Genomic DNA, 23,661 nt, shown 5'->3' on the forward strand with positions numbered 1-23,661 from the left:
AGGAGGTAGTTAAATGACGTTATCTATAAAGAAAGTGACAAAAAAATATAGTGATTTGACAGCTGTTAACGCGATTGATTTTACGATTGATGCCGGTGAGATTTTTGGTCTAATCGGTCAAAATGGTGCAGGCAAAACCACCACATTTCGAATGATTTTAAACCTGCAAGCGGCAACTGCAGGTGATATTAGTTGGCAGGGAAAACCTATCAACCAGTTAAACCGTGACTTACTCGGATACTTACCCGAAGAACGCGGGATTTTTCCACAAATGACAGTCGAAAAACAACTGTATTTTTTTGGGGAATTACATGGCAAACGTAAAAAAGACTTGAAACCAGTGATTGATTATTGGCTTGAACGGTTTGATTTGAACGATAAACGCCAAGCCAAGGCTGAAACGTTATCGAAAGGCAATCAACAGAAGGTTCAGTTGTTGGCGAGTTTCATTCATCAACCACAGTTTTTAATTTTGGACGAGCCATTTAGTGGGTTAGATCCCGTTAATAGAGAATTATTGATGACGGCAATTATCGATTTACGGGATCAAGGGATGACGATTTTATTTTCGAGTCATCAAATGGATAATGTGGAGGAACTGTGTGACCGCCTTTGTATTTTGAAAAAAGGAGAAATGCTTTTTTCGGGAGCATTACAAGACCTAAAACAACAGTATGGTAAGGTAAATTTGCGTGTGCGTTCGTCTTTAACTGCGGCTGAATTAGCAAATTTAACAGGCGTAGTTAACGTTGTAACGACCAAAGATGGCTATACACTGCGTCTCGCAGATGAATCTTATGGTCCAGCTCTTTTCGAACAAATAGGCGACGGAGCGTATATCGAAAAATTCAGTATGGATTATTTGTCGCTCGATGAACTTTTTAAATTGAAGGTAGGTGAGGGCAATGAATAAGACATGGTTATTGTTCAAACAAAATTACATACAGAAATTGCGTGGAAAAGCCTTTTTAGTAATGACACTCCTCTATATGGCAGTAATTATAGTGGCTGTCAACTGGCAAAGTTTAAGCGCCTTAATCACCAGTGATGAAGAAGTTAAGATTGCTTTAATAAACGCAACCGAGCAGGCGCAACCGAGCTTTGAATCGTTGCCTAACCTCCGTTATGTGGCTGTAACTGAGTCGCCCGCCGTTGTGAATAAAGCGATTAAAAAAGGCACCTATGATGCCGGTCTGTATTTAGCGGATGAAAACGGGCAATTAAAGGCGCAGTTCGTCACTTACGATGATCCAAAATTAGCAACACAACAAGCGGTTGAAGCATCACTGTCAGAGGCGACTAAGTTGTATCTTATGAATCAATTACAACTTAAACCCGAACAAGTTAAGCAGTTAACGAACGCGACAGTCTCGCTTGATGAAGTTTCATTAAAGGAAAGTAATGGTAAATCGGCGACTGATAAAGTGGTCGGCATTGCGGTCTCTTATGTCGTAGGTTTCTTAATATATATCTTCGTGATGACCTATTCGTCGATGATTACGACAGATATTGCCTCTGAAAAAGGGTCACGTGTGTTAGAAGTTTTAATGTCAGCAGCACGTCCTTCGCAACATCTTGTGGCAAAAATCAGCTCGACACTTGCAGTGGGATTAACGCAGGTGAGTCTCATTATCCTAACAGCCATAATTGCCTTGAAACTGGGGAACACGTCACTGTGGCACCGTGCGACAGAGCTTATGCACGAAATCTCATTAACTTATTTCGTGATAACGGCAGGTTTTTTCTTGTTCACGTTAAGCTTGTACTTGGTAATAGGCGCCTTTACAGGGTCGCTTGTTTCGAAAGTAGAAGAGGCAAGTCAAGCAGCTTTACCAGGAATGATGCTTATTATGGCAGGCCTGTTTAGCATGATCTATGGGATGTCTAATCCTGATGCCTTCATTATCAAAGTGTTGTCATTTGTACCGTTCACCGCAGGCTTTATTATGCCGCTGCGCTTCAGTGCCACTGATATAGGACTCATACCGGCATTGATAGCACTCGTGCTTTTAATTGTTACAGTCGTCGTGTTGTTTATCTTTACGAACGCGATGTATCGTCGGAGCGTCTTATCTTATAGCTCGGGTAGCCTAATCCAAAAAGTTAAAAACATTTTAAAATTCACTACATAAAGTGAAAGTGGAATTAACTTGGTAAAGGCAACTAAATTGGAGGATTTGAAAAGCTGGCTTTTGTAGTGGTGACATTCTGTTCTTATTACTGTAATCAACTATTTGCCCGATTTGGCGTAATGCGCTTAATCGGGCTTTTTTTTGCCAAAAAAAAAGTCACCCTCATAAAGAGGGTGACTAAATCGTAAAATTAAACACGTTCAACTTTACCTGATTTTAATGCACGAGTTGAAACCCATACTTTTTTAGGTTTACCATCAACAAGGATACGAACTTTTTGTAAGTTTGCTTTCCAAGTACGACGGTTTGCGTTTAAAGCGTGAGAACGACGGTTACCTGCTGAAGTTTTACGTCCAGTAATTACACATACTTTTGCCATTTTAGAATTTCCTCCTTTACAAAGATGCTAGTACTTTTCAGTCGCATCATAAATAATTGTATAAGACTCTATACGATTCGGTGTTCTAACACACTTTATTAATTTATCATATAACCCAATGCTTTGCAAGTGAAAATCACTTATCTATAAAGTTTTTTTACTTGACAGCTGTTTATTGTTAGATGTACTTTATTTATATGTACGACTAGTGTAAAATGAAGTGGATAGGTAAGCAGTAAGCAAATAGGGAGGAATGAGTATGTCTATGGAAATTGAAACAAAACTCGGACAAATTGAAATCGCTGACGAAGTAATCGCAACAATTGCGTCGGATAGTGCAACAAATCAAGTTGGCGTGATAGGCATGACTTCTAAAAAATACATCCGTGACAGTTTTAATGAAATGCTAAAAAAAGAAAACAACTCTAAAGGCGTTGTTGTTACTAAAACAGAAGCAGGTTATGTGGTCGATGTTTATGTTGTTGTCACATACGGTGTGAAAATTTCAGAAGTTGCTCGTAATATTCAAGAAAACATCAAGTATAATTTAGGCAAACAATTGAACATTGAGGCAAACGAAATTAATGTGTATGTTCAAGGTGTGCGACTATTGAATGATTAGTCTAACAGACTAAAGAGGAGGATAATCACAAGTGATTATAAAGACAATTAACGGTGATAAATTAGCAGCAATGATCGCCCAAGGTGCAGTACAACTTGCTGCCAATGCAGAGTACGTCAATTCATTGAATGTGTTCCCTGTTCCGGATGGCGACACCGGTTCGAACATGAGCATGACCTTAACATCGGGAACTGAAGAAGTGGCAAAATTTGACCATACGACAGTTGCGCAGGTTGGTAAACATTTATCAAAAGGATTATTAATGGGTGCCCGTGGTAACTCGGGTGTTATTTTATCGCAGTTGTTCCGTGGCTTTTCTAAAACAATCGAAGATAAAACTGAAATCAACGCCAGTGGCTTAGCTGCTGCCTTTGATAACGGCGTTAAAACAGCATACAAAGCTGTGATGAAACCAGTCGAAGGAACGATTTTAACCGTGGCTCGTCTGGCGGCTGAAGCAGGCGTTGTTGCCGTTGAATCGGGAATCGAAGATGTGGTGGAATTAATGACCATTATTGCTGAAGCTGGCGAAGTTGCTCTTGCATCGACACCTGACTTACTACCTGTATTAAAAGAAGTGGGGGTTGTTGATAGTGGGGGCCAAGGCTTACAAATCGTCTATAATGCCTTTTTAGCAGAATTAAAAGGTGAAGCACAGGCTGAAGCGTTAAAACCGACTTCATTGTCAAACTTAGTTACGATTGAACATGAAAACACTGTCAATGAGTACATGAATCCAGAAGACATTAAGTTTGGTTACTGTACTGAAATTATGGTGTCAATTAATAATATCGATGAAAAACCGTTTGACGAGGAAGAATTCCGTAATACCTTAGCTGAGTACGGGGATTCACTGATTGTTATTGCTGATGATGAAGTGGCGAAAGTGCATGTGCATTCAAATACACCAGGTCAAGTCATTGACTATGGTCAATCATTTGGTCCGTTGCTTAAAATCAAAGTGGATAATATGCGTGAGCAAAATTCAAACTTACAAGATAAACAACAGACCCAAGCACCACAAAAAGATGTGGCCGTAGTAGCTGTTTCATCAGGTGCTGGTTTAGATACGATTTTTAAAAGTCTGAACGTTGATGTGATTGTCTCTGGTGGTCAAACAATGAACCCAAGTACAGCCGATTTACTAGCCGCTGTAAAAGAGGCGAATGCTAAACATGTCATTATCTTACCAAATAATAAAAATATTGTGATGGCAGCTGAGCAAGCGGTGGAGTTAGCCGAAGAAGCGCAGGTGGCCGTTGTTAAGTCGAAAACGATTCAACAAGGCTTAGTCGCTTGTTTTGCTTACATGCCAGAAGCGTCATTTAGCGAAAACCAAGCTGCGATGTCAATCGCACTTGAGAATGTTAGCAGCGGTGCGATTACAACAGCCGTACGTGATACTGAAATTAAAGGTGTTACGATTGCGAAGGATGATTTTATGGGGATAGTTGATGGCACAATTGTGTTATCAGAACAAGACCGTGAAGTCGTTGCGTTAGCAACCTTAAGCCAAATGATTGATGAAGATTCAGAAATTGTGACGATTATCGTGGGTGAAGAAGCGACTGTAGCGACAGCAGAAGCTCTCGCTACAAAGATTGCCGCACAATTCGAAGACGTTGAAATCGAAGTGAAAGAAGGAAACCAAGCGGTTTATCCTTATTTATTCGCAGTCGAATAAGAGGCGTCAAATAAAAAAGGTTCATCGCATACGTGTGGTGGGCTTTTTTTATATGAGAGAGGAGGAAGAAGATGGGAAACGCCACAATACCATTAAACCAAGTGAAGGGGATTGGCCCGAGCGCCCAAGAAAAGCTTCAGAAACTTGAAATTGAGACCGTCGCTGAGCTATTCGACTATTTCCCGTTTCGATACGAGACAAATGAGGAAGTCGATTTAAGTGTGGCTCCTAACGAAGCACGTGTCAATGTGGTAGGAGAAATTGTGACGCCTGCTGTTGTCAGTTACTTCGGTCAAAAACGAAATCGTTTGAGTTTCAAATTAAAGGTGGCGCATCTTGTCATACAGATTACCTTCTTTAATCAAGGCTATCTCAAAGCAAAACTTAATGTTGGTGATAGCATTCGAATTATTGGTAAATGGGATCGTCAACGCCAAGCAATTTCAGCCTCTAAATACGCGATGGCTGACGAAACGACTGCAACGGTTGATGACAAGAAAATGGAGCCGGTCTACTCAATGACTGAGGGAGTGAAGCAAAGTCAATTTCAAAAATGGTTACGCACAACATGGGAGCAGTATCAGCACACGATTGAAGAATATCTCCCGCCCACGCTCATTAACCGATACCAATTGCTCAATCGTCATGCGGCCTATGAAGCAATTCATTTCCCGACTGATCTACAGCAATTGAAACAGGCGCGACGACGCTATACGTATGAGGAATTGTTACTGTTTCAGTTGAAGTTACAGTTGATGCGGCAACGAGAAAAAGAACAGAGTGGCGGTATTTCGATTAAATACGAGGTACAAGCGCTGCGTACGTATATCGCTTCTTTGCCCTTTGAATTGACGGGGGCGCAAAAGCGTGTTGTCAACGAAATTTGTGGCGATCTGCTGTCTGCCACCCACATGAATCGGCTATTGCAGGGTGATGTTGGATCAGGTAAAACCGTCGTTGCTTCGATTGCGATTTTTGCAACGGTTAATGCAGGTTATCAAGCGGCCTTAATGGTGCCAACTGAAATATTAGCGGAACAACATTTCGCGGAGTTGACACGTTTGTTAACGCCGTTTGGCATCGAAGTTGCATTGTTAACAGGTTCTACGAAAGCAAAAAATCGTCGTGTGTTGCATGAACGGATGGCGAGTGGTGCCCTCCACGTGTTAATCGGAACGCATGCTTTAATCCAAGATGATGTCGTCTATCACCGTCTCGGACTCGTTGTTACGGATGAACAACATCGTTTTGGTGTGAAACAACGACGTGCCTTTCGTGAAAAGGGCGAACAGCCTGATGTGTTATTTATGACAGCAACACCGATTCCACGTACATTAGCAATTACGGTCTTCGGTGAGATGGATGTGAGTGTTATTAATGAGCTGCCAGCCGGTCGCAAACCGATTGAAACACGCTGGTTTAAACATGAACAAATGGCTGATGTATTAGCCTTTACCCGCCGTGAAATAGCCGAAGGCCGCCAAGTTTATATGGTAGCACCTCTAATCGAAGAGTCAGAAAACATGGATTTACAAAATGCATTTGATTTGCATGCCCAAATGCAACAATACTTTGGGGCAGCGATTCCAATTGGTCTCATGCATGGTCGCTTGAAAGCGGTTGAAAAAGAAGAGGTCATGCATGCTTTTGAAGCGGATGAAATAAAAATGTTGGTGACAACAACGGTCATCGAAGTTGGTGTCAATGTTCCGAATGCGAGTACAATGATTATTTACGATGCCGAGCGGTTTGGTTTGAGCCAACTACATCAGCTCCGCGGCCGTGTCGGGCGAGGTGGGTATCAATCGTATTGTTTCTTAATCGCTGACCCGAAATCAGAAAATGGTAAAGAACGGATGCAAATTATGACGGAATCGAACGATGGTTTTGTTATATCACAGCGCGACCTTGAATTACGCGGGGCCGGCGACTTTTTCGGCAATAAACAAAGTGGCGTGCCCCAGTTTAAAGTGGCTGACTTAGTTGAAGATTACAGGGTATTAGAAGTGGCCCGAACCGATGCCATCCAGATCATTAGCGAGCGTTTATTAACACAACCGGATTACGAGCGTTTGGCTCAAAAGGTCCAATGGCAGTTACAGGCTGAAGCTACTAAAATTGATTGATTGGTTAATAAATCCTCGTGTTTTAAAGCGATGGCTTGCGACACTAGTCGTTTATTTGTATAATAAAAAAGAGGTTGTTATTGACTATTAGTAACAAGTACTAAAAAGTGCTCAAGAATGGAGACTCGGCTATGAAAAAACATCCTAAAAAAGAGCGTCAACGCCTACTCGTTGAAACGATCGAACGCAATCCGTTCACCACTGATGATATGCTTGCTGCTCAGTTTAATGTGAGCGTGCAAACCATTCGACTTGATCGGATGGAAATTGGAATTCCAGAATTACGTAAACGGGTGGAAGATGTTGCAAACCGTCAGTTCCAAAATGAGGTGCGCTCATTGCCGCTCGAAGATATTATTGGTGATATTATTGATTTGGAACTTGATCAGCGTGCCATCTCAATTTTTACGATTGAGGAAGAGCATGTTTTTCAGCGTAATCAAATTGCCCGCGGTCACTATTTATTTGCTCAAGCGAATTCGTTAGCCGTTGCCGTCATGGGCAGCGATAGCGCCTTAACCGCTCGTGCGAATGTGACCTTTATTCAACCAGCTAAATTAGGCCAACGAGTCGTTTGCAAGGTCAGTGTTAGTGCGCGCGATGATGCGTCTAAAAAAACGTTGCGGACAGTAAAAGTCGAAAGTTATGTGAATAACCATATTGTTTTAAAAGGAACATTTGAAATGTATCCAGAAGTAGAAGCTAATTAGGTAACCATATGAAGGAGACGAAGTAGATGAAAATCGCAATTGATGCAATGGGTGGCGATCACGCACCACAAGCAATCGTTGAAGGTGTCGTTCACGCCGCCAAAAAACAACCGGAAACTGCGTTTGTTTTATACGGAGACAGTAGTAAAATCGCACCTTATTTAGAATATTTGGCTAATGTTGAGGTTGTTCATACGTCAGAAAAGATTGAAAGTACCGACAGTCCCGTTGAAGCAGTACGGAAGAAAAAACAAGCCTCAATGGTGTTAGCGGCAGCCGCAGTGAAACAAGGTGTGGCTGATGCCTGTATTTCTGCTGGGAATACAGGAGCTCTGATGGCGGCTGGTTTATTCGTCGTCGGACGGATGAAAGGGATTAAGCGCCCAGCACTGGCACCAACGATTCCAACGACTGATGGCAAAGGATTTGTCTTGCTTGATGCAGGGGCTAATGCAGATGCAAAACCCGAACATCTTCTCCAGTTTGGGATGATGGGGTCTGCCTACGTTTCTGCCGTTGAAAAAATTACCAAGCCACGTGTTGGCTTACTAAATATCGGTACAGAGTCGAATAAAGGCACCGATTTAACAAAGGGAGCTTATGTTTTACTCGAACAAAATACTCAAATTAACTTTGTTGGAAATGTCGAGGCCCGCGATTTACTAAGTGGCGTCGCTGATGTTGTGGTGACCGATGGTTTTACTGGCAACATGGTGTTAAAAACAATTGAAGGTACAGCTGGTAGCTTAATGAAAATGGTTAAGGGTGCAATGACAGCAACACCTCTTAGTAAACTCGGTGCGCTAACGATGAAAAAGGGAGTCTATCAAATTAAAGATATGATGGATTACAGCAATTACGGCGGTGCTTGCTTATTTGGTTTAGCAGGTACGGTTGTAAAGGCACATGGCTCATCTAATGCCCACGCGATTGAAACAACGGTAGCACAGGTTATCGCAATGGTTGAAGGTAATATCATTGGTAAAATAAATGAGTCACTGGAACAATCGAAAAAGGAGGAACAAATTAATGAGTAAAGTAGCATTTGTCTTTCCCGGACAAGGGTCACAGGTAGTTGGCATGGGGATGGATTTATATGAGCAAGATCAATTGGCTAAACAGGTGTTTGATGAGGCGAATGCCTTACTGCCATTTGACTTAGTCGATGTGATTAAAAATGGGACGGCTGATGATTTGAAGGCATCTCGGGTGGCTCAACCGGCTTTAGTTACGACGAGTGCAGCATTTTTAGCCGTCTTAGCAGCGGCGGGGGTGACTGCTGATTATGTTGCTGGCCATAGTTTAGGTGAATACAGTGCGCTTGTGGCAGCACAGGTTTTACCAAGTGCAACTGCCGCCCAACTCGTTAATAGACGGGGGGAACTAATGGAAGCGGCAGCAACGGGAGCAATGGCTGCTGTCATGGGAACAGCAGAAACCGATTTAGAAGCCATTTTAGCAACCGCCCGTGCGACCAGTGATGAAGTTGTTCAGTTAGCGAACTTAAATTGCCCAGGACAACTCGTTATTTCAGGTACAGTCGCAGGAATCGAAGCGGCACAGTTGGCAGCGAAAGAAGCAGGTGTTAAACGGGTTATTCCGCTTAAAGTGAGTGGACCGTTCCACTCGGAACTGATGGCGCCGGCTGCAACTGAGTTTGCGACTGTGTTAGCCCAAACAACGTTTGCTGACGCGATACTGCCTGTCATTACAAATGTTGATGCGATGGCAACTACCGCCGCGGCTGACTTCAAGGTGAAACTTGAACAACAACTAACCGCTCCTGTACAATGGATTAACACAATGGATTATTTAATTAAACAAGGTGTTGAAACGATTGTTGAGATTGGTGCAGGTAAGGTATTAGCAGGTCTAATGAAAAAGATGAATCGTTCGATTACTATTTATAACGTGCAGGATGTTGCCTCACTTGAAGCAACGATTGCCGAATTAGGAGGAAAATAAATGGAACTAGCAAATAAAGTAGCGATTGTTACTGGTGCCTCGCGCGGAATTGGTCAAGCGATTGCATTTAAATTAGCGGCACTCGGCGCAAAAGTGGTTGTTAACTTTGCTGGAAACGTTACAGCAGCAGATGAGACAGTTGCTAAAATCAAAGCGGATTACGGCGTTGATGCACTAGCGATTCAAGCGAACGTGGCCGAAGAAGAAGAGGTGAAACGACTATTTAAAGAAACGTTGACAGCCTTCGGTCAAGTCGATATTTTAATTAACAATGCAGGTATTACCCGTGACAATTTATTAATGCGAATGAAAGTATCTGAGTTTGATGATGTGATTAATGCAAACCTACGCGGTACGTTCTTATGTGTTAAAGCTGCGGCACGTCCGATGATGAAACAACGCTCAGGTGTGATTGTCAATATGGCTTCAGTGGTTGGTCTGACTGGTAATGCTGGGCAAGCAAACTATGTTGCAAGTAAAGCGGGTGTCATCGGTTTAACAAAAACAGCTGCCCGTGAATTAGCACCACGTGGCATTCGTGTGAATGCTGTGGCGCCTGGTTTTATCGATACCGATATGACTGTTGATCTACCGACAGAAGTGAAGGATGCGATGCTTGCTCAAATTCCGTTAGCAACAATGGGTAACACGCAAAATATTGCAGATGTTGTGGCCTTTCTTGTATCTGATGCGAGTGCCTATATGACGGGACAAACGTTATCCGTTGACGGCGGAATGGCAATGTAACTGTTTGTTTGAAAAAAAGCAGGCTGAAATAACGGTAAAAGCACGCTTATCTTTAAAAAAACCTTTATAAATCCCTTTGAATCAACTATAATAACTGAAGGGAGGTGAAATATAACATGGCTGAAAACATTTTTGATAAAGTAAAAGAAATCGTTATTGATCGCTTAGACGTAGATGAATCTAAAGTTACTGCTGAAGCTTCTTTCAAAGAAGACTTAGAAGCAGATTCACTTGAAATCGTAGAATTAGTAATGGAATTTGAAGACGTATTTGACACTGAAATTTCTGATGAAGCATCTAAAGAGATTCTTACAGTAGGTGATGCAGTAAAATACATTGAAGAAAACGCATAAGCAACACGCATAAAAAATGATGAGGGTTCGTTATTTAGTGATACAACTACATAACAGCCCTCACTCATTTTATAAAAAGGAGAATCGCGATGAAAACATTACAAGCGTTACAAGAACAGGTACAGATTACATTTAAACAAGAGGCATTACTTGAACAAGCCTTCACGCATGCTTCTTATTTGAATGAAAATCGCACAAAAGAGGGCAAACACTATGAACGGCTCGAATTTTTAGGTGATGCAGTGCTTGAATTGACCGTTTCGGATTATTTATTTAACCGTTACCCTGAACGACCAGAAGGTCAATTGACTAAATTGCGAGCGGCCTGTGTTTGTGAAGGCGCCCTCGTTATTTATGCGAATGAATTACAATTAAGCGATTATTTCCGGATTGGTCGCGGTGAAGAAAATGCCGGTGGGCGGACGCGTGAAGCGTTGATTGCCGATATTTTTGAAGCGTTTGTCGGTGCGATGTATTTAAGCGAAGGTATCGAGGTTGTACGTGAATTTCTTGGTAAAGTCGTTTTCCCAAAAATTGATCAAGGTATGTTCGAAGCCAATAATGACTATAAGACACTCTTACAAGAGTGGTTACAACAAGATGGCGATATAAAGATTGTCTATCAATTGCTAGCAGAAGATGGACCTGCCCATGATAAAGCCTTTAAAGTACGTCTGTTCGTCAATGATGAACCACAGACGTTTGGTGAGGGACGGACTAAAAAAATAGCAGAGCAAGCGGCAGCCCAAGCAGCATTGGCAGCCTATCAAACAAAGATTAACAACTAAGGAGTGACAGTCGCAATGCAATTAAAACGTTTAGAGATGAATGGGTTCAAGTCATTTGCAGAAAAAGTAGCGGTTGATTTTGTACCTGGTATTACGGCTGTTGTCGGACCAAACGGTAGTGGTAAAAGTAATGTCACAGAAGCCATCCGTTGGGTGCTCGGTGAACAATCAGCGAAGGCATTACGTGGTGGTAAAATGAGTGACATTATCTTTTCAGGTAGCGACACACGCGCAGCGATTAATATTGCCGAAGTCACGCTCGTATTTGATAACGAAGACGGTTTTTTACCCGATGATCATACTGAGGTTAGTGTAACGCGTCGTGTGTATCGTAATGGTGATAGCGAGTTTGAAATTAATCAACAGCCTTGTCGTCTCAAGGATATCGTTGAACTTTTTATGGATTCAGGCTTAGGGCGGGAATCGTTCTCGATTGTTTCTCAAGGTAAAATCGATAGTATTTTAAATAGTAAACCAACGGATCGCCGTCTCATTTTTGAAGAAGCAGCCGGTGTCTTAAAATATAAATCACGTAAAAAACAAGCGGAAGCAAAATTGCTCGAAACAGATGAGAACTTAAACCGTGTGCAAGATATTTTGTTCGAGTTACAAGACCAAGTGGAGCCGCTTGAAATTCAAGCAGCGATTGCCAAAGACTATTTGGCTCAAAAAGAAACGCTTGAGACCTTTGAAGTCGGCGTTCTAGCGGATGAAATTCAAACATTGACACAGGCAACTGACAAAACGACAGTCGCCCTTCATCAATGGCAGGCGAAGCTGAGTGAGAGCAAGGCGAAAGCCGACACGTTATTAAAACAATGGCAGGCGAAGAAAACGTTATTTGCTGAAGTAACAACTGAGGCAGATACGGTGCAAGAGCAACTCGTGGAAACAACGCGTTTACTCGAACGAGCGAATGGTCAATGTGAGGTTTTAAAAGAACGGGCCTTGCACGGTCAAGCGAATGATTCCGAAGTTGTCGAACAATTGGAGGCAGTCACCGCAGTATTAGCAACAGCAAATAATCAACTAGCTGAGCAACAACAGCTGTATGATACGCTATTAGCTAAGGTTATTTTGATGCGTCAATCGGTGCAACAATTACAAAATTTTGTCGATGGCAAGGTCGAATGGACACCTGCTAAAATTGAGCGTTTGAAAAATGATTACATCGACTTACGTCACGAACAAACAACTTTGAAAAATGAAAATGCCTTTATGACGAAGCAACATGAACAAAATAAACATCGTTTAGATAAACTGCGCTCAGAAAATGCGGCTGTAATTGAAAACAGAGCTGCAGCCACCGCCCAACAAGCAGAAAAGCAAGCGCTGTTAGGTGAACAAACAACCGCAATTGAGCAAAAACGGGCGCAATACGAACAATTAACAAACACATTACACACCGCCGAAGCGGCAGCTGCTCAGGCTGATTCGCAGTTGTATAAGGCGTATGAAATGCGTCAGCATGCAAAGGCGAAACATGATACACTCGTGGATTTAGAAAATGATTACGCGGGCTACTACCAAGGGGTTAAGATGTTGCTCAAAGAGCGTCATCGTTTTGGCGGCCTAGTGGGAGCTGTCGCTGAACAAGTCACTATACCGTCGCAGTATGAAACCGCGATTGATATTGCCTTAGGCGCTAGCGCCCAACATTTAATTGTTGAAAACGAGCAAACAGCTCGTGAAGGGATTGCGTACTTAAAGGCGAATCACCTCGGTCGTGCAACCTTCTTACCGATAACAACAATCAAACCACGGATCATGCCACAAGATCTTAAACAACGCTTGGTGCAGCATGAAGGCTTCATTGGCATCGGGTCGGAATTAGTCACAATCGATGCCCGCTATCAAGTGATTGTTGGTAACCTCCTCGGTCAAGTAATTATTGCATCTGATTTAATCAATGCCAATCAGCTGGCTAAACTGATCAATCATCGCTTTCGTATTGTCACACTCGAAGGCGACGTAGTGAATCCTGGTGGTTCAATGACTGGTGGGGCAATGAAACAAAATAAAGCACCATTGTTAGGCCGTAAAAGTGAGATTGCCTCATTGGCGGCTAAACTTGTTCAAATGGAGGCGGTTATTAGCCAACTCGAACAAAAAGTCACAGCCCTCAAGGCGGAAGTGACAGCTACGCGTGACCAACGTGAAGCACTCCGATCTGAAGGAGAACGCCTGAACTATGAAGTGAAACGAATTGAAGAAGACATCGCTGCGACGCAAACTGCAATGTCGCGTATTAATGAAAATATGCATATATTTGATTTCGATGTGAAGGAACTCGTCGATGAAAATGCGTCATTAATAAGCAAAATGGCTGCAAATGAAGCGAAGATGGCTGAAATGACAACGACTTTAGCGAGCCAAGAAAGCGCGATTGAACAGGCAACCCAAAGTCAAAATATGGCTGATGAACAACGGGCCGAACACGTGCAACGTTTAACGGATCAGAAAACCGAATTGGCTGTATCTGAAGAAAAACTGACTCAGGCGAAAAACAAACTCGCTGAAATGAAACAGCTGATTGCAACGCATGAGGCAAAGGCTGAACAGTTACAAGAAAAACTAACCTTTATTCATTCACAGCAGACCGAACACGCCTCGACAAGTGAGCAACTCGAAGAAACACGTGATCGCTTACAAACGGAGATGAATGCTGTGCAAGCGACCTCTGATAAATTGAAAGCGAAACGAATTCGCGTTGAAAAACAACTGGGTGAGGTGGCGTCAACACGGGAATATCAATTAAATGAAGTCGCAACTCATGAGAAGCAGTATAACGAAGCCTTAATGTCACTCGAACGTGACCAAAATGAGCGGACATATCGATTGAATGCCTTAAAAGAAAATTATGACTTAACGTTAGCTGATGCGTTAGCACGACCAGCGTTACAGCTTCCGATTGAAGAGGCGAAGAAAAAAGTGCGTCTGATTAAACGAACAATTGAAGAACTTGGACCGGTTAACTTAGGCGCAATCGAAGAATTCCAACGCGTGCAAACACGCTACAACTTCTTGACGCAACAACAAACTGACCTTGTCACAGCCAAAGAGACATTGAATGTGACGATGTCTGAAATGGATGAAGAAGTGTCACGTCGGTTCTTTGAAACGTTTACTGAAATTAAGCGCCAATTCGAACTGATTTTCCCTAAAATGTTCGGTGGTGGACAAGCGGCACTCGTGTTAACTGATCCAGCCGACCTCTTGAATACAGGTGTCGATATCGTGGCGCAACCACCCGGTAAAAAACTGCAAAACCTGTTATTATTATCAGGTGGTGAACGCGCATTAACGGCGATTACACTGCTGTTTGCGATTATTGAAACGCGTCCGGTACCATTTTGTATTTTAGATGAGGTCGAAGCGGCGCTTGATGAAGCAAACGTGATGCGTTTTGGCTCATACATGCAAGCATTCCAACAAAACATGCAATTCATTGTCATTACACATCGTAAAGGGACAATGGAAGCGGCGAACGTACTTTATGGTGTGACGATGCAAGAATCAGGCGTTTCTAAACTCGTTTCCGTCCGTTTAGAAGAAGCTGACTCCTTAGTACCGAATAGCTAATACGAATAAAGTGAGGGTTTATAATGGGCTTTTTTAAGAAAATTAAAGATAAGATGACGAATTCATCAACTGAAATGACTGAAAAATTTAAAATGGGCTTAGAAAAAACACGCGATAGCTTTTCTGGGAAGTTAAATGCCCTTGTCGCACGTTACCGTAACGTCGATGAAGATTTCTTCGAAGAACTCGAAGAGATGCTCATCATGGCCGATATCGGTGTTAATACCGTAATGGAATTAATCGATGAACTACGGGATGAAGTCAAATTGCGCAATATTAAAGAAACGAGTGCCTTGTTTGAAGTGATTTCAGAAAAATTAGTCGCGATTTATGAAGAGGCCGGTGAGGTTGAAACAACACTTAACATTAACAATGACGGCTTAAATGTCATTTTGTTTGTCGGTGTCAATGGTGTTGGTAAGACGACTACGATTGGTAAATTGGCCAACAAACTAACAAAAGAAGGCAAAAACGTCATGTTAGCAGCCGCCGATACATTTCGTGCGGGTGCGATTGAACAATTAGAAGTGTGGGGCGACCGTGTAGGTGTGCCTGTTATTAAACAAAAAGAAGGCTCTGATCCCGCATCAGTTATTTTTGATGCTTTACAAGCAGCTAAAAGTCGCAATGTTGATGTCTTAATTTGTGATACAGCGGGTCGTTTGCAAAACAAAGTTAACCTCATGAATGAACTGAGTAAAGTGCGCCGTGTCATTGAGCGTGAATTACCGAATGCACCACATGAAGTTTTACAAGTTATCGATGCAACAACCGGACAAAATGGCTTGCAACAGGCAAAAGTCTTTGGTGAGGCAACTGACGTATCTGGCATCGTACTCACAAAACTTGATGGTACGGCTAAAGGGGGGATTGCTCTGGCAATCCGCCGCGAATTACAGGTGCCCGTTAAACTCGTCGGTTTAGGTGAGCAAATAGATGATTTACAAGTGTTTGATTCCAACCTATTTGTCTATGGCTTGTTTGGCGATATGATTGATAATGAGTAAGGGCTGCTTCGATCTACAGAAGTACGTTCTTAGCACAAAAGCGACATCAGCTTGTTAAACCTTGAAGATAGTGGAATGTAAAAGAATAACAACTATATACTGATGTTACTTTGTCACTTGCATTAACTTTCCAAGATAAAGCAGTTTAATTCGACTTTATCGACAATCTGGAGTGTTGCCCAAAAGGGTGACACTTTTTTTACTGTTGATATTTATTATTTAACGGCGAATTGTATAATCAAGTTAGCCACCTGAATTTATAAAAAAAGTGCCTTAGCGAAAAATCATGTATTATTGAGATTACGACACCAAACAATAAAGGATGATTTTGCTATGACACTCATAAAGAATGACACATTTAAAACAAAACATACACACCTTTCTGTTGCCGAACGTAGGATGATACAAATGTTACTCCGCAAGAAAGAATCACATCGGTCAATTGCTTATTTACTCAATCGGTCACCTCAAACAATTAACAACGAAGTTAAAAGGGGAATAATCACGAAAAGATTTCGATTGAAAGTAAACAAAAAACAAAGCACCGTCTTTCTTGTTCGTTCTTACTCGCATAAAAAGGGACAAGCTTGTTATGAACTCAAGCGCAAAAATTGTGGCCGTAAATACAAATGGATTTCCTGCGTTGCCTTCATTGAATATGTCACTCGAAAAATAGCAATTGATAAATGGTCACCTGATGCAATCGTTGGCTATGCCAAACGCCATCAGCTTTTTTCAGACGATGAAATGCTTTCAGTAAAAACACTTTATCATCTGATTGATGCTGGTTTCTTAGGCGTCAAAAACATTGACTTGAATAAAAAGGTATCACGACAAATTAAGAAACAAAAAAGTCGTAAGAACAAGCGTATATTAGGACAATCAATTGAAAAACGTCCAGACATCGTTGATGTCCGAGAAGAATTAGGGCATTGGGAAATTGATACTGTTGTTGGTCTGAAAAATAAAGCAGACGCTGTTTTATTAACATTGACTGAGCGTAAAACACGATTTGAATTCATACTCAAAGTCGAAGGAAAACAAGCATCTTTTGTGAATAAAGCCCTCTTACAACTAAAGAAACAGTGTGGATCATATTTTGGAGCCATCTTTAAAACCATTACTGCGGATAATGGCAAAGAATTTTCAGGCATCAATGAGTTGCTCAAAGATACACTGGCTATTTATTTCACACATCCTTATTCCTCTTGGGAACGTGGCACCAATGAAAATCATGATGGAATCATTCGAAGATTCATTCCAAAAGGACGTTCTGTCAGTGATGTAAGTGATCAACTTGTCCAACGGATTCAAACATGGATGAATAATTTGCCACGTCGGATTTTAGGATTTCAAACACCAAAAGAGCTATTTTTAGAAGAAATTACAAAACTTCAACTGTTCACAAATGAAAAAGTAAACTTACTATCATGATTCGGCACGTGGTGGCTAACTTATGCTTGCAATTCATGAAAAAAAAGAAATCTTAACTTTTTAACAACGAAATTATTTTAAAAGCACCCATTCATAAGGTGCTTTTTTTATAACATACTTTCATGTGACTGTTGTATAATCAAAAAAAAAACGAAAAATAAATAAGGGCACAATACAAGAAATTATTGATCTAATAAAATAAGATTAGTAATAAATTATAAAGTAATGTATTTACTGATGGTTATGATAAATTTTTTTGCAATAAGTGCTTACAGATTTCTTTAATAACTTAAAGTTTTTTTGGAACTTTTGGGACACTTATTCTGACTAAAAAACAGAGGTAAAGAGAAAAATTACATATAAACATTAAAATTATTAAATAACAATCTAATTATCAGAAAAATCAGAAATAAACATTTACTAATGTATATAACTATGATAATCTTATTATAGGTTACAATTAAAAGAGGGATATATTATGAAAAAGCCATCTTTAACACGTAAATCAAAAGTTTTCGGATACATATGAATTATTTAAGAACCAATCCTAATAAACTTAAAGATTTAAAAAAAGCTAAACTCATATTGAATGAAGCTCATAATATTGCAACTACAGAATTACTGTGTTTGGGAGATCAACAAAAATTCATTGAAATATTTAACAGAAATGGTTATGCATTAGCTCTTTTTCAGGAGGGTAAAACTACAGAATGTATAAATATATTGAATGAAAAGATTGCGATGCTATCTGAAATAATAAACGAAAAAAACACGAATTCTCACTTTAAATTGCATAAAACGGTTCTTATGTACAACTTATACCAGTGTTATTTAAAAGAAGATATGATTGATAGTGCTGAAAAAACAATAAAGATGGTTATTGATTCAGATGAAAATGATATAGAATATAAATATGATTTAGTGCGTTTTTTAATTGAAGAAAATAGGTTTGAAGAAGCATTAGAAGAATTGGATAATATAAAAAACACAAATAATCCTGACTGTTATTCTCAAAATTCTTACTTAGGATATTGTTACTATTTATTAGAGGATTATAATAACTCTAAAATGTTTTTTAAAAAGGCATTAGATTATAATTATGAAGATAGTAAAGAAGAAGAAGCATTATATAATTATTTACTTACTTTAGAACAAGTTTTGGAAGTAGATACTATACAGAAATTGAAAGCTAAATATAGTAATAAAAAATTTGTGTTTTTCAATAAAGAAATAGAGGAAATATTTAAATGATTAAAGGAAAAGTAATACCTAATAACTTAGTTGTTTTTCTAGTTGTTTTTTACACAAGTATGGGCATTTCAAAATATATACAAGTTTTATGGTTTAATAACCATAACGCTTTATTTAATTATTCTTTATCATATGCTTCAATGGCTATATTTGGTTCGCTATCTTTCATAATTTCAAGTTTTATTAACCATTGGTCTATACAGAAATTACTAAGAGTATTTTTGCCATTATACGCCATAGGAATGTCTTTAAGGGTTTTTTATGAAAGTCCGATAATAGCAATACTATCAGGCGGAATATCTGGAATAGGTGCATCTGTATGTTTATTAGCTATTAGATCTTGGATCTATTATTTATCAGATGAGAACAAAGAACATAAAGAGAAAATAATTTCATTTAGGTATACAATAATGCAAATATCTTTAACTATTGCAACACTAATTTCAGGTCAATTAATATTTTTTATAAATACTAATAATAAATATATTTATTTACTAGTAATAAGCGCGATTATGCTACTATTTCTTATAGGAATGAAGAACATTCCTATAAGAAATAGTGTGGAAACAAAAAAAAATAAAAAAACTTTCAAACTTCCCACTAATAAGTCTCATAGTATATTTTTATATTTATCTGTTTTGATTTTAGGAATATCTACATCTTTAATCGAACCATTAATACCTGTTTTAATCAAAAATGTTGGTTATAATGCTGCAGTAGCCAGTATAATATATACTATGTATGGAATATTTAAAGTGCTGTCTATCTTTTTGTTTAAGTTTAATATTTTTTCTCGAAATGCATCTAAAACATTTGTTACATTAGAGTTAACTTCGGGGATTATTATTATTATACTTGGATTTATAGGTATTGATAGGATACTAATGGTAGTTTTTTTAATGATTATTGGTATAGAAACAGCAGGTTTCTTTGTCTTAAAAGAAATAATGGAATACGATATGTTACCTAAAAATGAATTAGTTTTATATCTCGGTATTATTCAATCTGCTTTTTTATTAGGAGATGCTCTAGGTAGTATATTAGGTGCGTCCATCTATACTGTATATGGAGAAAACGTCTTAATTTCAATACTAGGTATGATTATTATAATTTCTGGTGCTACTTATCACAGAATGTATGTCTATATGAAAAAACAAAGAGATTTTTGTTCTTCAGACCATGGAACACAGACATAAAGAATCTGTCTAATGTATTTTTTCTAATTATAATTTATACTTTTGGCGAATTGTATAATCAAGTTAGCCACCTGAATTTATAAAAAAAGTGCCTTAGCGAAAAATCATGTATTATTGAGGTTACGACACCAAACAATAAAGGATGATTTTGCTATGACACTCATAAAGAATAACACATTTAAAACAAAACATACACACCTTTCTGTTGCCGAACGTAGGATGATACAAATGTTACTCCGCAAGAAAGAATCACATCGGTCAATTGCTTATTTACTCAATCGGTCACCTCAAACAATTAACAACGAAGTTAAAAGGGGAATGATCACGAAAAGATTTCGATTGAAAGTAAAAAAAAAACAAAGCACCGTCTTTCTTGTTCGTTCTTACTCGCATAAAAAGGGACAAGCTTGTTATGAACTCAAGCGCAAAAATTGTGGCCGTAAATACAAATGGATTTCCTGCGTTGCCTTCATTGAATATGTCACTCGAAAAATAGCAATTGATAAATGGTCACCTGATGCAATCGTTGGCTATGCCAAACGCCATCAGCTTTTTTCAGACGATGAAATGCTTTCAGTAAAAACACTTTATCATCTGATTGATGCTGGTTTCTTAGGCGTCAAAAACATTGACTTGAATAAAAAGGTATCACGACAAATTAAGAAACAAAAAAGTCGTAAGAACAAGCGTATATTAGGACAATCAATTGAAAAACGTCCAGACATCGTTGATGTCCGAGAAGAATTAGGGCATTGGGAAATTGATACTGTTGTTGGTCTGAAAAATAAAGCAGACGCTGTTTTATTAACATTGACTGAGCGTAAAACACGATTTGAATTCATACTCAAAGTCGAAGGAAAACAAGCATCTTTTGTGAATAAAGCCCTCTTACAACTAAGGAAACAGTGTGGATCATATTTTGGAGCCCTCTTTAAAACCATTACTGCGGATAATGGCAAAGAATTTTCAGGCATCAATGAGTTGCTCAAAGATACACTGGCTATTTATTTCACACATCCTTATTCCTCTTGGGAACGTGGCACCAATGAAAATCATAATGGAATCATTCGAAGATTCATTCCAAAAGGACGTTCTGTCAGTGATGTAAGTGATCAACTTGTCCAAAGGATTCAAACATGGATGAATAATTTGCCACGTCGGATTTTAGGATTTCAAACACCAAAAGAGCTATTTTTAGAAGAAATTACAAAACTTCAGCTGTTCACAAATTAAAAAGTAAACTTACTATCATGATTCGGCACGTGGTGGCTAACTTATGCCTGCAATTCATGAAACTTTTATTTTTACCTGTTTATTGGCAACAAGCTATTCCTAAAATTGGTGTCAATATGGTGTATGCCAGAGAACTGCTATTGCTTTATAGCGTTTCTTGGTTATTATTACAACGGCGAGATGTATTGGTGGTGAGGCGAAAAAAATGACACGATCGTCTTGTATGGTTTGTTATTTGCGATTAGTTTAACCGAACAACAACTGCCCGGCCAAGGAATTATTACAACAGGTGCGATTTTTTTCAGGACAGATTTTTACTAATAGATAACATCCTCTGGCTAGGTTATCTGCTAACTAGTGGAATCGTTATTTTTAAAACATCGATAAATAGTGAAAAACCTGTGTGTTTAATACGCTTTCGACATCGAACCGCGTTATTTTGGTACGTGACAACCCACAGATTGATGGATGTGTTCATCTGCTTAATCCCTAATGGAATCGTACGCGTGATCACAAGTGATATAACGTTAACAACGGTTAAAGGAAGTTTACAATTTGGATTAGTATTATGCGCACTTATGTTGCTGATTTCATTGGTTAATGGCCTTGAAAAATGGTGTTTTCGAGGTGTTCTTTTGGTGAGCGTGATGATAAGTTGGGTGCATCAATCGGCGGATATTACGTCACAGCCCTCGGTTGCGTTAATTTTGAGCGTGGGCGTGTTATTAGAATTATCTTGGGTTGTTTTTTTAACCAAAGATATCTAAAAACAACAAAAAAAGGAACTTCTAGCAATAGAAGCTCCTTTTTAACTGTGCTCTTTTCGTTCACGTCGTTGTTCAATGTAGCGTAATAAACTGATGATAAAACCCATCTTAGCAACAAATAGAACTGAGCGGCCCCACCAACCTTGAATATAGTTAGCCATATCAAAGCAAAGATGAAAGACGATAACAGCTCCGGTTAAACTGAGCCATAGCAATGTTTTATTCAAGTTAAAAGTGCTCCTTTCGTTAGTTAGTATGGTTCATCGTTAGCGAGGCTTAAATAAACGACCAAAGCTATCACAAAGATGAGCTGTGCACTATAAATAACGATCGTGCCTACTCCCCCTGGTATGAGCTGATGAAGGTTGAACAAAAGATGGTAGCTGAGTACGGCTGTACTAATAATGAGTAATCCTACGACTGTTTTTTTCATTAAGACACTCCTTCTTGCTATGACCAACTAGTACTGTTCATTTGCATCATTTTTGGCACAGGTAGCAGTTCCCCAGCAATCGAGCTGTTCAATTAAGGGAAATAAGCTTAAGCCATCAACGCTCAAACGATATTCAACTCGGGGTGGACTTTCATGGTAATCAATTCGTTCAATTAATTGATGAGAGGCAAGATCTTCTAACGAGCGGGTGAGGACGGTATTGCTAATACCAGTCACCTGACGTTTTAATTCGTTATAACGGATTGAACCTTTTCGACCGATACACCAAATGATGTTTATCCGCCATTTCCCACCAATTACAGCAAGGACTTTAGTAATCCCATCAGCTGTTGCTATAGAAGTTGGATGCATGAGTAGCTCCTTTGGGCTAGTTTAATGTAACGCTTAAACCTATTACTTAAATATAATATTAATAGTGCTAAAATGCAAATTTATTCCGCGTGTTACAGGCACAAATAAGTGCGTACTTGTGAGATTGTACACGTGAGAGTATACTTTATTCGTAGTCTTGTCGGACTAACTTTTTGAAAGAAGTCGGTGTTGTTATGGAGTTAAAGGCGAGTATTAAAGGGAGGTCTGCTGTTCGTCATTACGATGAACAATTTGCCATCCCGCAGATTGAAATTGAACGGTTGTTGCAATTGAGTTCACAATCACCATCGGGACATAATTTACAAAGTTGGCGCGTAGCGGTCGTTACCAATCAAGAAGTGCGTGAAAAAATCAAGCCGTTTGCCCATAATCAAGCACAGATTGTAACCGCTTCAGCCTTACTTGTTTTTTATGCAGATACACATTCGGCTGAGCGAACAACTGAGATTTACACCCAAGATATGGTCGAAGGCTTTATACCTGAAGCTCTACTCCAAGGAAAGATTGAGGCAGCTGACGCGTATCACGCGACATTGTCGGCTGCGCACCTCGCTGAAAATGCCGTCATTGATACCAGTTTGTTCGCGATGAATTTTATGCTCCTCGCTCACGAGCAAGGCTATGATACAGTCCCGATGCGTGGTTTTTCACAGGCAGCGATTACTGAGCTTATTGCTGTGCCAACGCATTACAAACCAACTTTATTGATGGCGCTAGGAAAAGGGATAAAAGAAGCGCATCAAACGTCACGACTCAGTGTCAATCGCTTTACCCGTTATATTGAATAATAGTAATCAAGCAAGTCCTCGCAAAAATGCCTCGCAAAGCCCCGTGTAAGCTGAAAGTGAAATCAGCTCGT

General features: G+C 39.6%; 23 protein-coding genes. 19 read left to right on the top strand and 4 right to left on the bottom strand.

Annotation, left to right across the window (positions count from 1 at the left end):
• Positions 1-13: 13 nt before the first annotated feature.
• Both ACJYYY_RS05640 and ACJYYY_RS05645 read left to right on the top strand, forming a co-directional pair.
• On the top strand, positions 14-913 hold the full coding sequence (locus ACJYYY_RS05640) for an ABC transporter ATP-binding protein (RefSeq protein ID WP_035313205.1): 900 nt from the start codon (positions 14-16) through the stop codon (positions 911-913).
• Positions 906-2,132 (top strand): ABC transporter permease, encoded by a 1,227-nt coding sequence (locus tag ACJYYY_RS05645; RefSeq protein ID WP_035313207.1) that lies wholly within the window; start codon positions 906-908, stop codon positions 2,130-2,132. Before ACJYYY_RS05640 ends, ACJYYY_RS05645 begins: the two co-directional genes overlap by 8 nt.
• A 190-nt stretch (positions 2,133-2,322) precedes the next feature.
• Here ACJYYY_RS05645 and rpmB read toward each other — a convergent pair whose 3' ends face one another.
• Positions 2,323-2,511: a 50S ribosomal protein L28 gene (rpmB, locus tag ACJYYY_RS05650; protein WP_035313209.1), complete on the bottom strand. Its 189-nt coding sequence runs from the start codon at positions 2,509-2,511 to the stop codon at positions 2,323-2,325.
• 259 nt (positions 2,512-2,770) lie between these two features.
• Between rpmB and ACJYYY_RS05655 the strand changes: the two genes are divergently transcribed.
• The 16 genes from ACJYYY_RS05655 (at position 2,771) to ACJYYY_RS05730 (ending at position 21,976) form a co-directional block, all read left to right on the top strand.
• Positions 2,771-3,133, top strand: coding sequence for an Asp23/Gls24 family envelope stress response protein (locus ACJYYY_RS05655; RefSeq protein WP_408869215.1), 363 nt, complete (start codon positions 2,771-2,773; stop codon positions 3,131-3,133).
• Between the two features lie 31 nt (positions 3,134-3,164).
• The gene (locus ACJYYY_RS05660) at positions 3,165-4,817 is read left to right on the top strand and encodes a DAK2 domain-containing protein (RefSeq protein ID WP_035313211.1); all 1,653 of its coding nucleotides are present in this window, start codon (positions 3,165-3,167) and stop codon (positions 4,815-4,817) included.
• A gap of 71 nt (positions 4,818-4,888) precedes the next feature.
• The gene (recG, locus tag ACJYYY_RS05665) at positions 4,889-6,943 is read left to right on the top strand and encodes an ATP-dependent DNA helicase RecG (RefSeq protein ID WP_035313213.1); all 2,055 of its coding nucleotides are present in this window, start codon (positions 4,889-4,891) and stop codon (positions 6,941-6,943) included.
• A gap of 131 nt (positions 6,944-7,074) precedes the next feature.
• Complete coding sequence (gene fapR, locus ACJYYY_RS05670) at positions 7,075-7,653, top strand: transcription factor FapR (RefSeq protein ID WP_035313215.1); 579 nt, start codon at positions 7,075-7,077, stop codon at positions 7,651-7,653.
• A 26-nt stretch (positions 7,654-7,679) separates the two neighbouring features.
• Entirely contained in the window at positions 7,680-8,690 is a 1,011-nt protein-coding gene (gene plsX, locus ACJYYY_RS05675) for a phosphate acyltransferase PlsX (protein ID WP_408869216.1), read from the top strand.
• Positions 8,683-9,618: an ACP S-malonyltransferase gene (gene fabD, locus ACJYYY_RS05680; protein ID WP_035313217.1), complete on the top strand. Its 936-nt coding sequence runs from the start codon at positions 8,683-8,685 to the stop codon at positions 9,616-9,618. Before plsX ends, fabD begins: the two co-directional genes overlap by 8 nt.
• A complete protein-coding gene (fabG, locus tag ACJYYY_RS05685) occupies positions 9,619-10,365 on the top strand; it encodes a 3-oxoacyl-[acyl-carrier-protein] reductase (protein ID WP_035313219.1) in 747 nt (248 codons plus the stop codon).
• 116 nt (positions 10,366-10,481) lie between these two features.
• Positions 10,482-10,718, top strand: coding sequence for an acyl carrier protein (locus tag ACJYYY_RS05690; protein WP_035313221.1), 237 nt, complete (start codon positions 10,482-10,484; stop codon positions 10,716-10,718).
• Positions 10,719-10,807: 89 nt separating this feature from the next.
• The gene (rnc, locus tag ACJYYY_RS05695; RefSeq protein ID WP_035313223.1) at positions 10,808-11,506 is read left to right on the top strand and encodes a ribonuclease III; all 699 of its coding nucleotides are present in this window, start codon (positions 10,808-10,810) and stop codon (positions 11,504-11,506) included.
• 15 nt (positions 11,507-11,521) lie between these two features.
• Positions 11,522-15,088: a chromosome segregation protein SMC gene (gene smc / locus ACJYYY_RS05700; RefSeq protein WP_408869217.1), complete on the top strand. Its 3,567-nt coding sequence runs from the start codon at positions 11,522-11,524 to the stop codon at positions 15,086-15,088.
• A 23-nt stretch (positions 15,089-15,111) separates the two neighbouring features.
• Positions 15,112-16,095, top strand: coding sequence for a signal recognition particle-docking protein FtsY (gene ftsY, locus ACJYYY_RS05705; RefSeq protein WP_035313225.1), 984 nt, complete (start codon positions 15,112-15,114; stop codon positions 16,093-16,095).
• A 333-nt stretch (positions 16,096-16,428) separates the two neighbouring features.
• The gene (locus ACJYYY_RS05710) at positions 16,429-17,529 is read left to right on the top strand and encodes an IS30 family transposase (protein WP_408869218.1); all 1,101 of its coding nucleotides are present in this window, start codon (positions 16,429-16,431) and stop codon (positions 17,527-17,529) included.
• A gap of 525 nt (positions 17,530-18,054) precedes the next feature.
• Positions 18,055-18,780, top strand: coding sequence for a tetratricopeptide repeat protein (locus ACJYYY_RS05715; protein ID WP_408869219.1), 726 nt, complete (start codon positions 18,055-18,057; stop codon positions 18,778-18,780).
• A complete protein-coding gene (locus tag ACJYYY_RS05720) occupies positions 18,777-19,976 on the top strand; it encodes an MFS transporter (RefSeq protein ID WP_408869220.1) in 1,200 nt (399 codons plus the stop codon). The genes ACJYYY_RS05715 and ACJYYY_RS05720 overlap by 4 nt, the downstream gene beginning before the upstream one ends.
• A gap of 153 nt (positions 19,977-20,129) precedes the next feature.
• Positions 20,130-21,209 carry an IS30 family transposase gene (locus ACJYYY_RS05725; protein WP_408869221.1) on the top strand — a complete coding sequence of 360 codons (1,080 nt, stop codon included), beginning with the start codon at positions 20,130-20,132 and terminating at the stop codon, positions 21,207-21,209.
• A 446-nt stretch (positions 21,210-21,655) separates the two neighbouring features.
• Positions 21,656-21,976, top strand: a complete 321-nt coding sequence (locus ACJYYY_RS05730) for a hypothetical protein (protein WP_408869222.1) — start codon at positions 21,656-21,658, stop codon at positions 21,974-21,976.
• 41 nt (positions 21,977-22,017) lie between these two features.
• Here the strand turns inward: ACJYYY_RS05730 and ACJYYY_RS05735 are convergent, their stop codons facing one another.
• The 3 genes from ACJYYY_RS05735 to ACJYYY_RS05745 are packed head-to-tail and all read right to left on the bottom strand — an operon-like array spanning position 22,018 to position 22,781.
• The gene (locus ACJYYY_RS05735; protein WP_035312804.1) at positions 22,018-22,203 is read right to left on the bottom strand and encodes a hypothetical protein; all 186 of its coding nucleotides are present in this window, start codon (positions 22,201-22,203) and stop codon (positions 22,018-22,020) included.
• Between the two features lie 23 nt (positions 22,204-22,226).
• Positions 22,227-22,409: a hypothetical protein gene (locus ACJYYY_RS05740; protein WP_035312803.1), complete on the bottom strand. Its 183-nt coding sequence runs from the start codon at positions 22,407-22,409 to the stop codon at positions 22,227-22,229.
• 27 nt (positions 22,410-22,436) lie between these two features.
• Positions 22,437-22,781 (bottom strand): helix-turn-helix domain-containing protein, encoded by a 345-nt coding sequence (locus tag ACJYYY_RS05745; RefSeq protein WP_035312801.1) that lies wholly within the window; start codon positions 22,779-22,781, stop codon positions 22,437-22,439.
• Between the two features lie 173 nt (positions 22,782-22,954).
• On the opposite strand from ACJYYY_RS05745, the gene ACJYYY_RS05750 reads away from it, so the two are divergent.
• On the top strand, positions 22,955-23,590 hold the full coding sequence (locus ACJYYY_RS05750) for a nitroreductase family protein (protein WP_156921071.1): 636 nt from the start codon (positions 22,955-22,957) through the stop codon (positions 23,588-23,590).
• Positions 23,591-23,661 lie beyond the last annotated feature (71 nt).

It is taken from the genome of Brochothrix campestris (assembly GCF_046058945.1).
GTDB lineage: Bacteria > Bacillota > Bacilli > Lactobacillales > Listeriaceae > Brochothrix > Brochothrix campestris.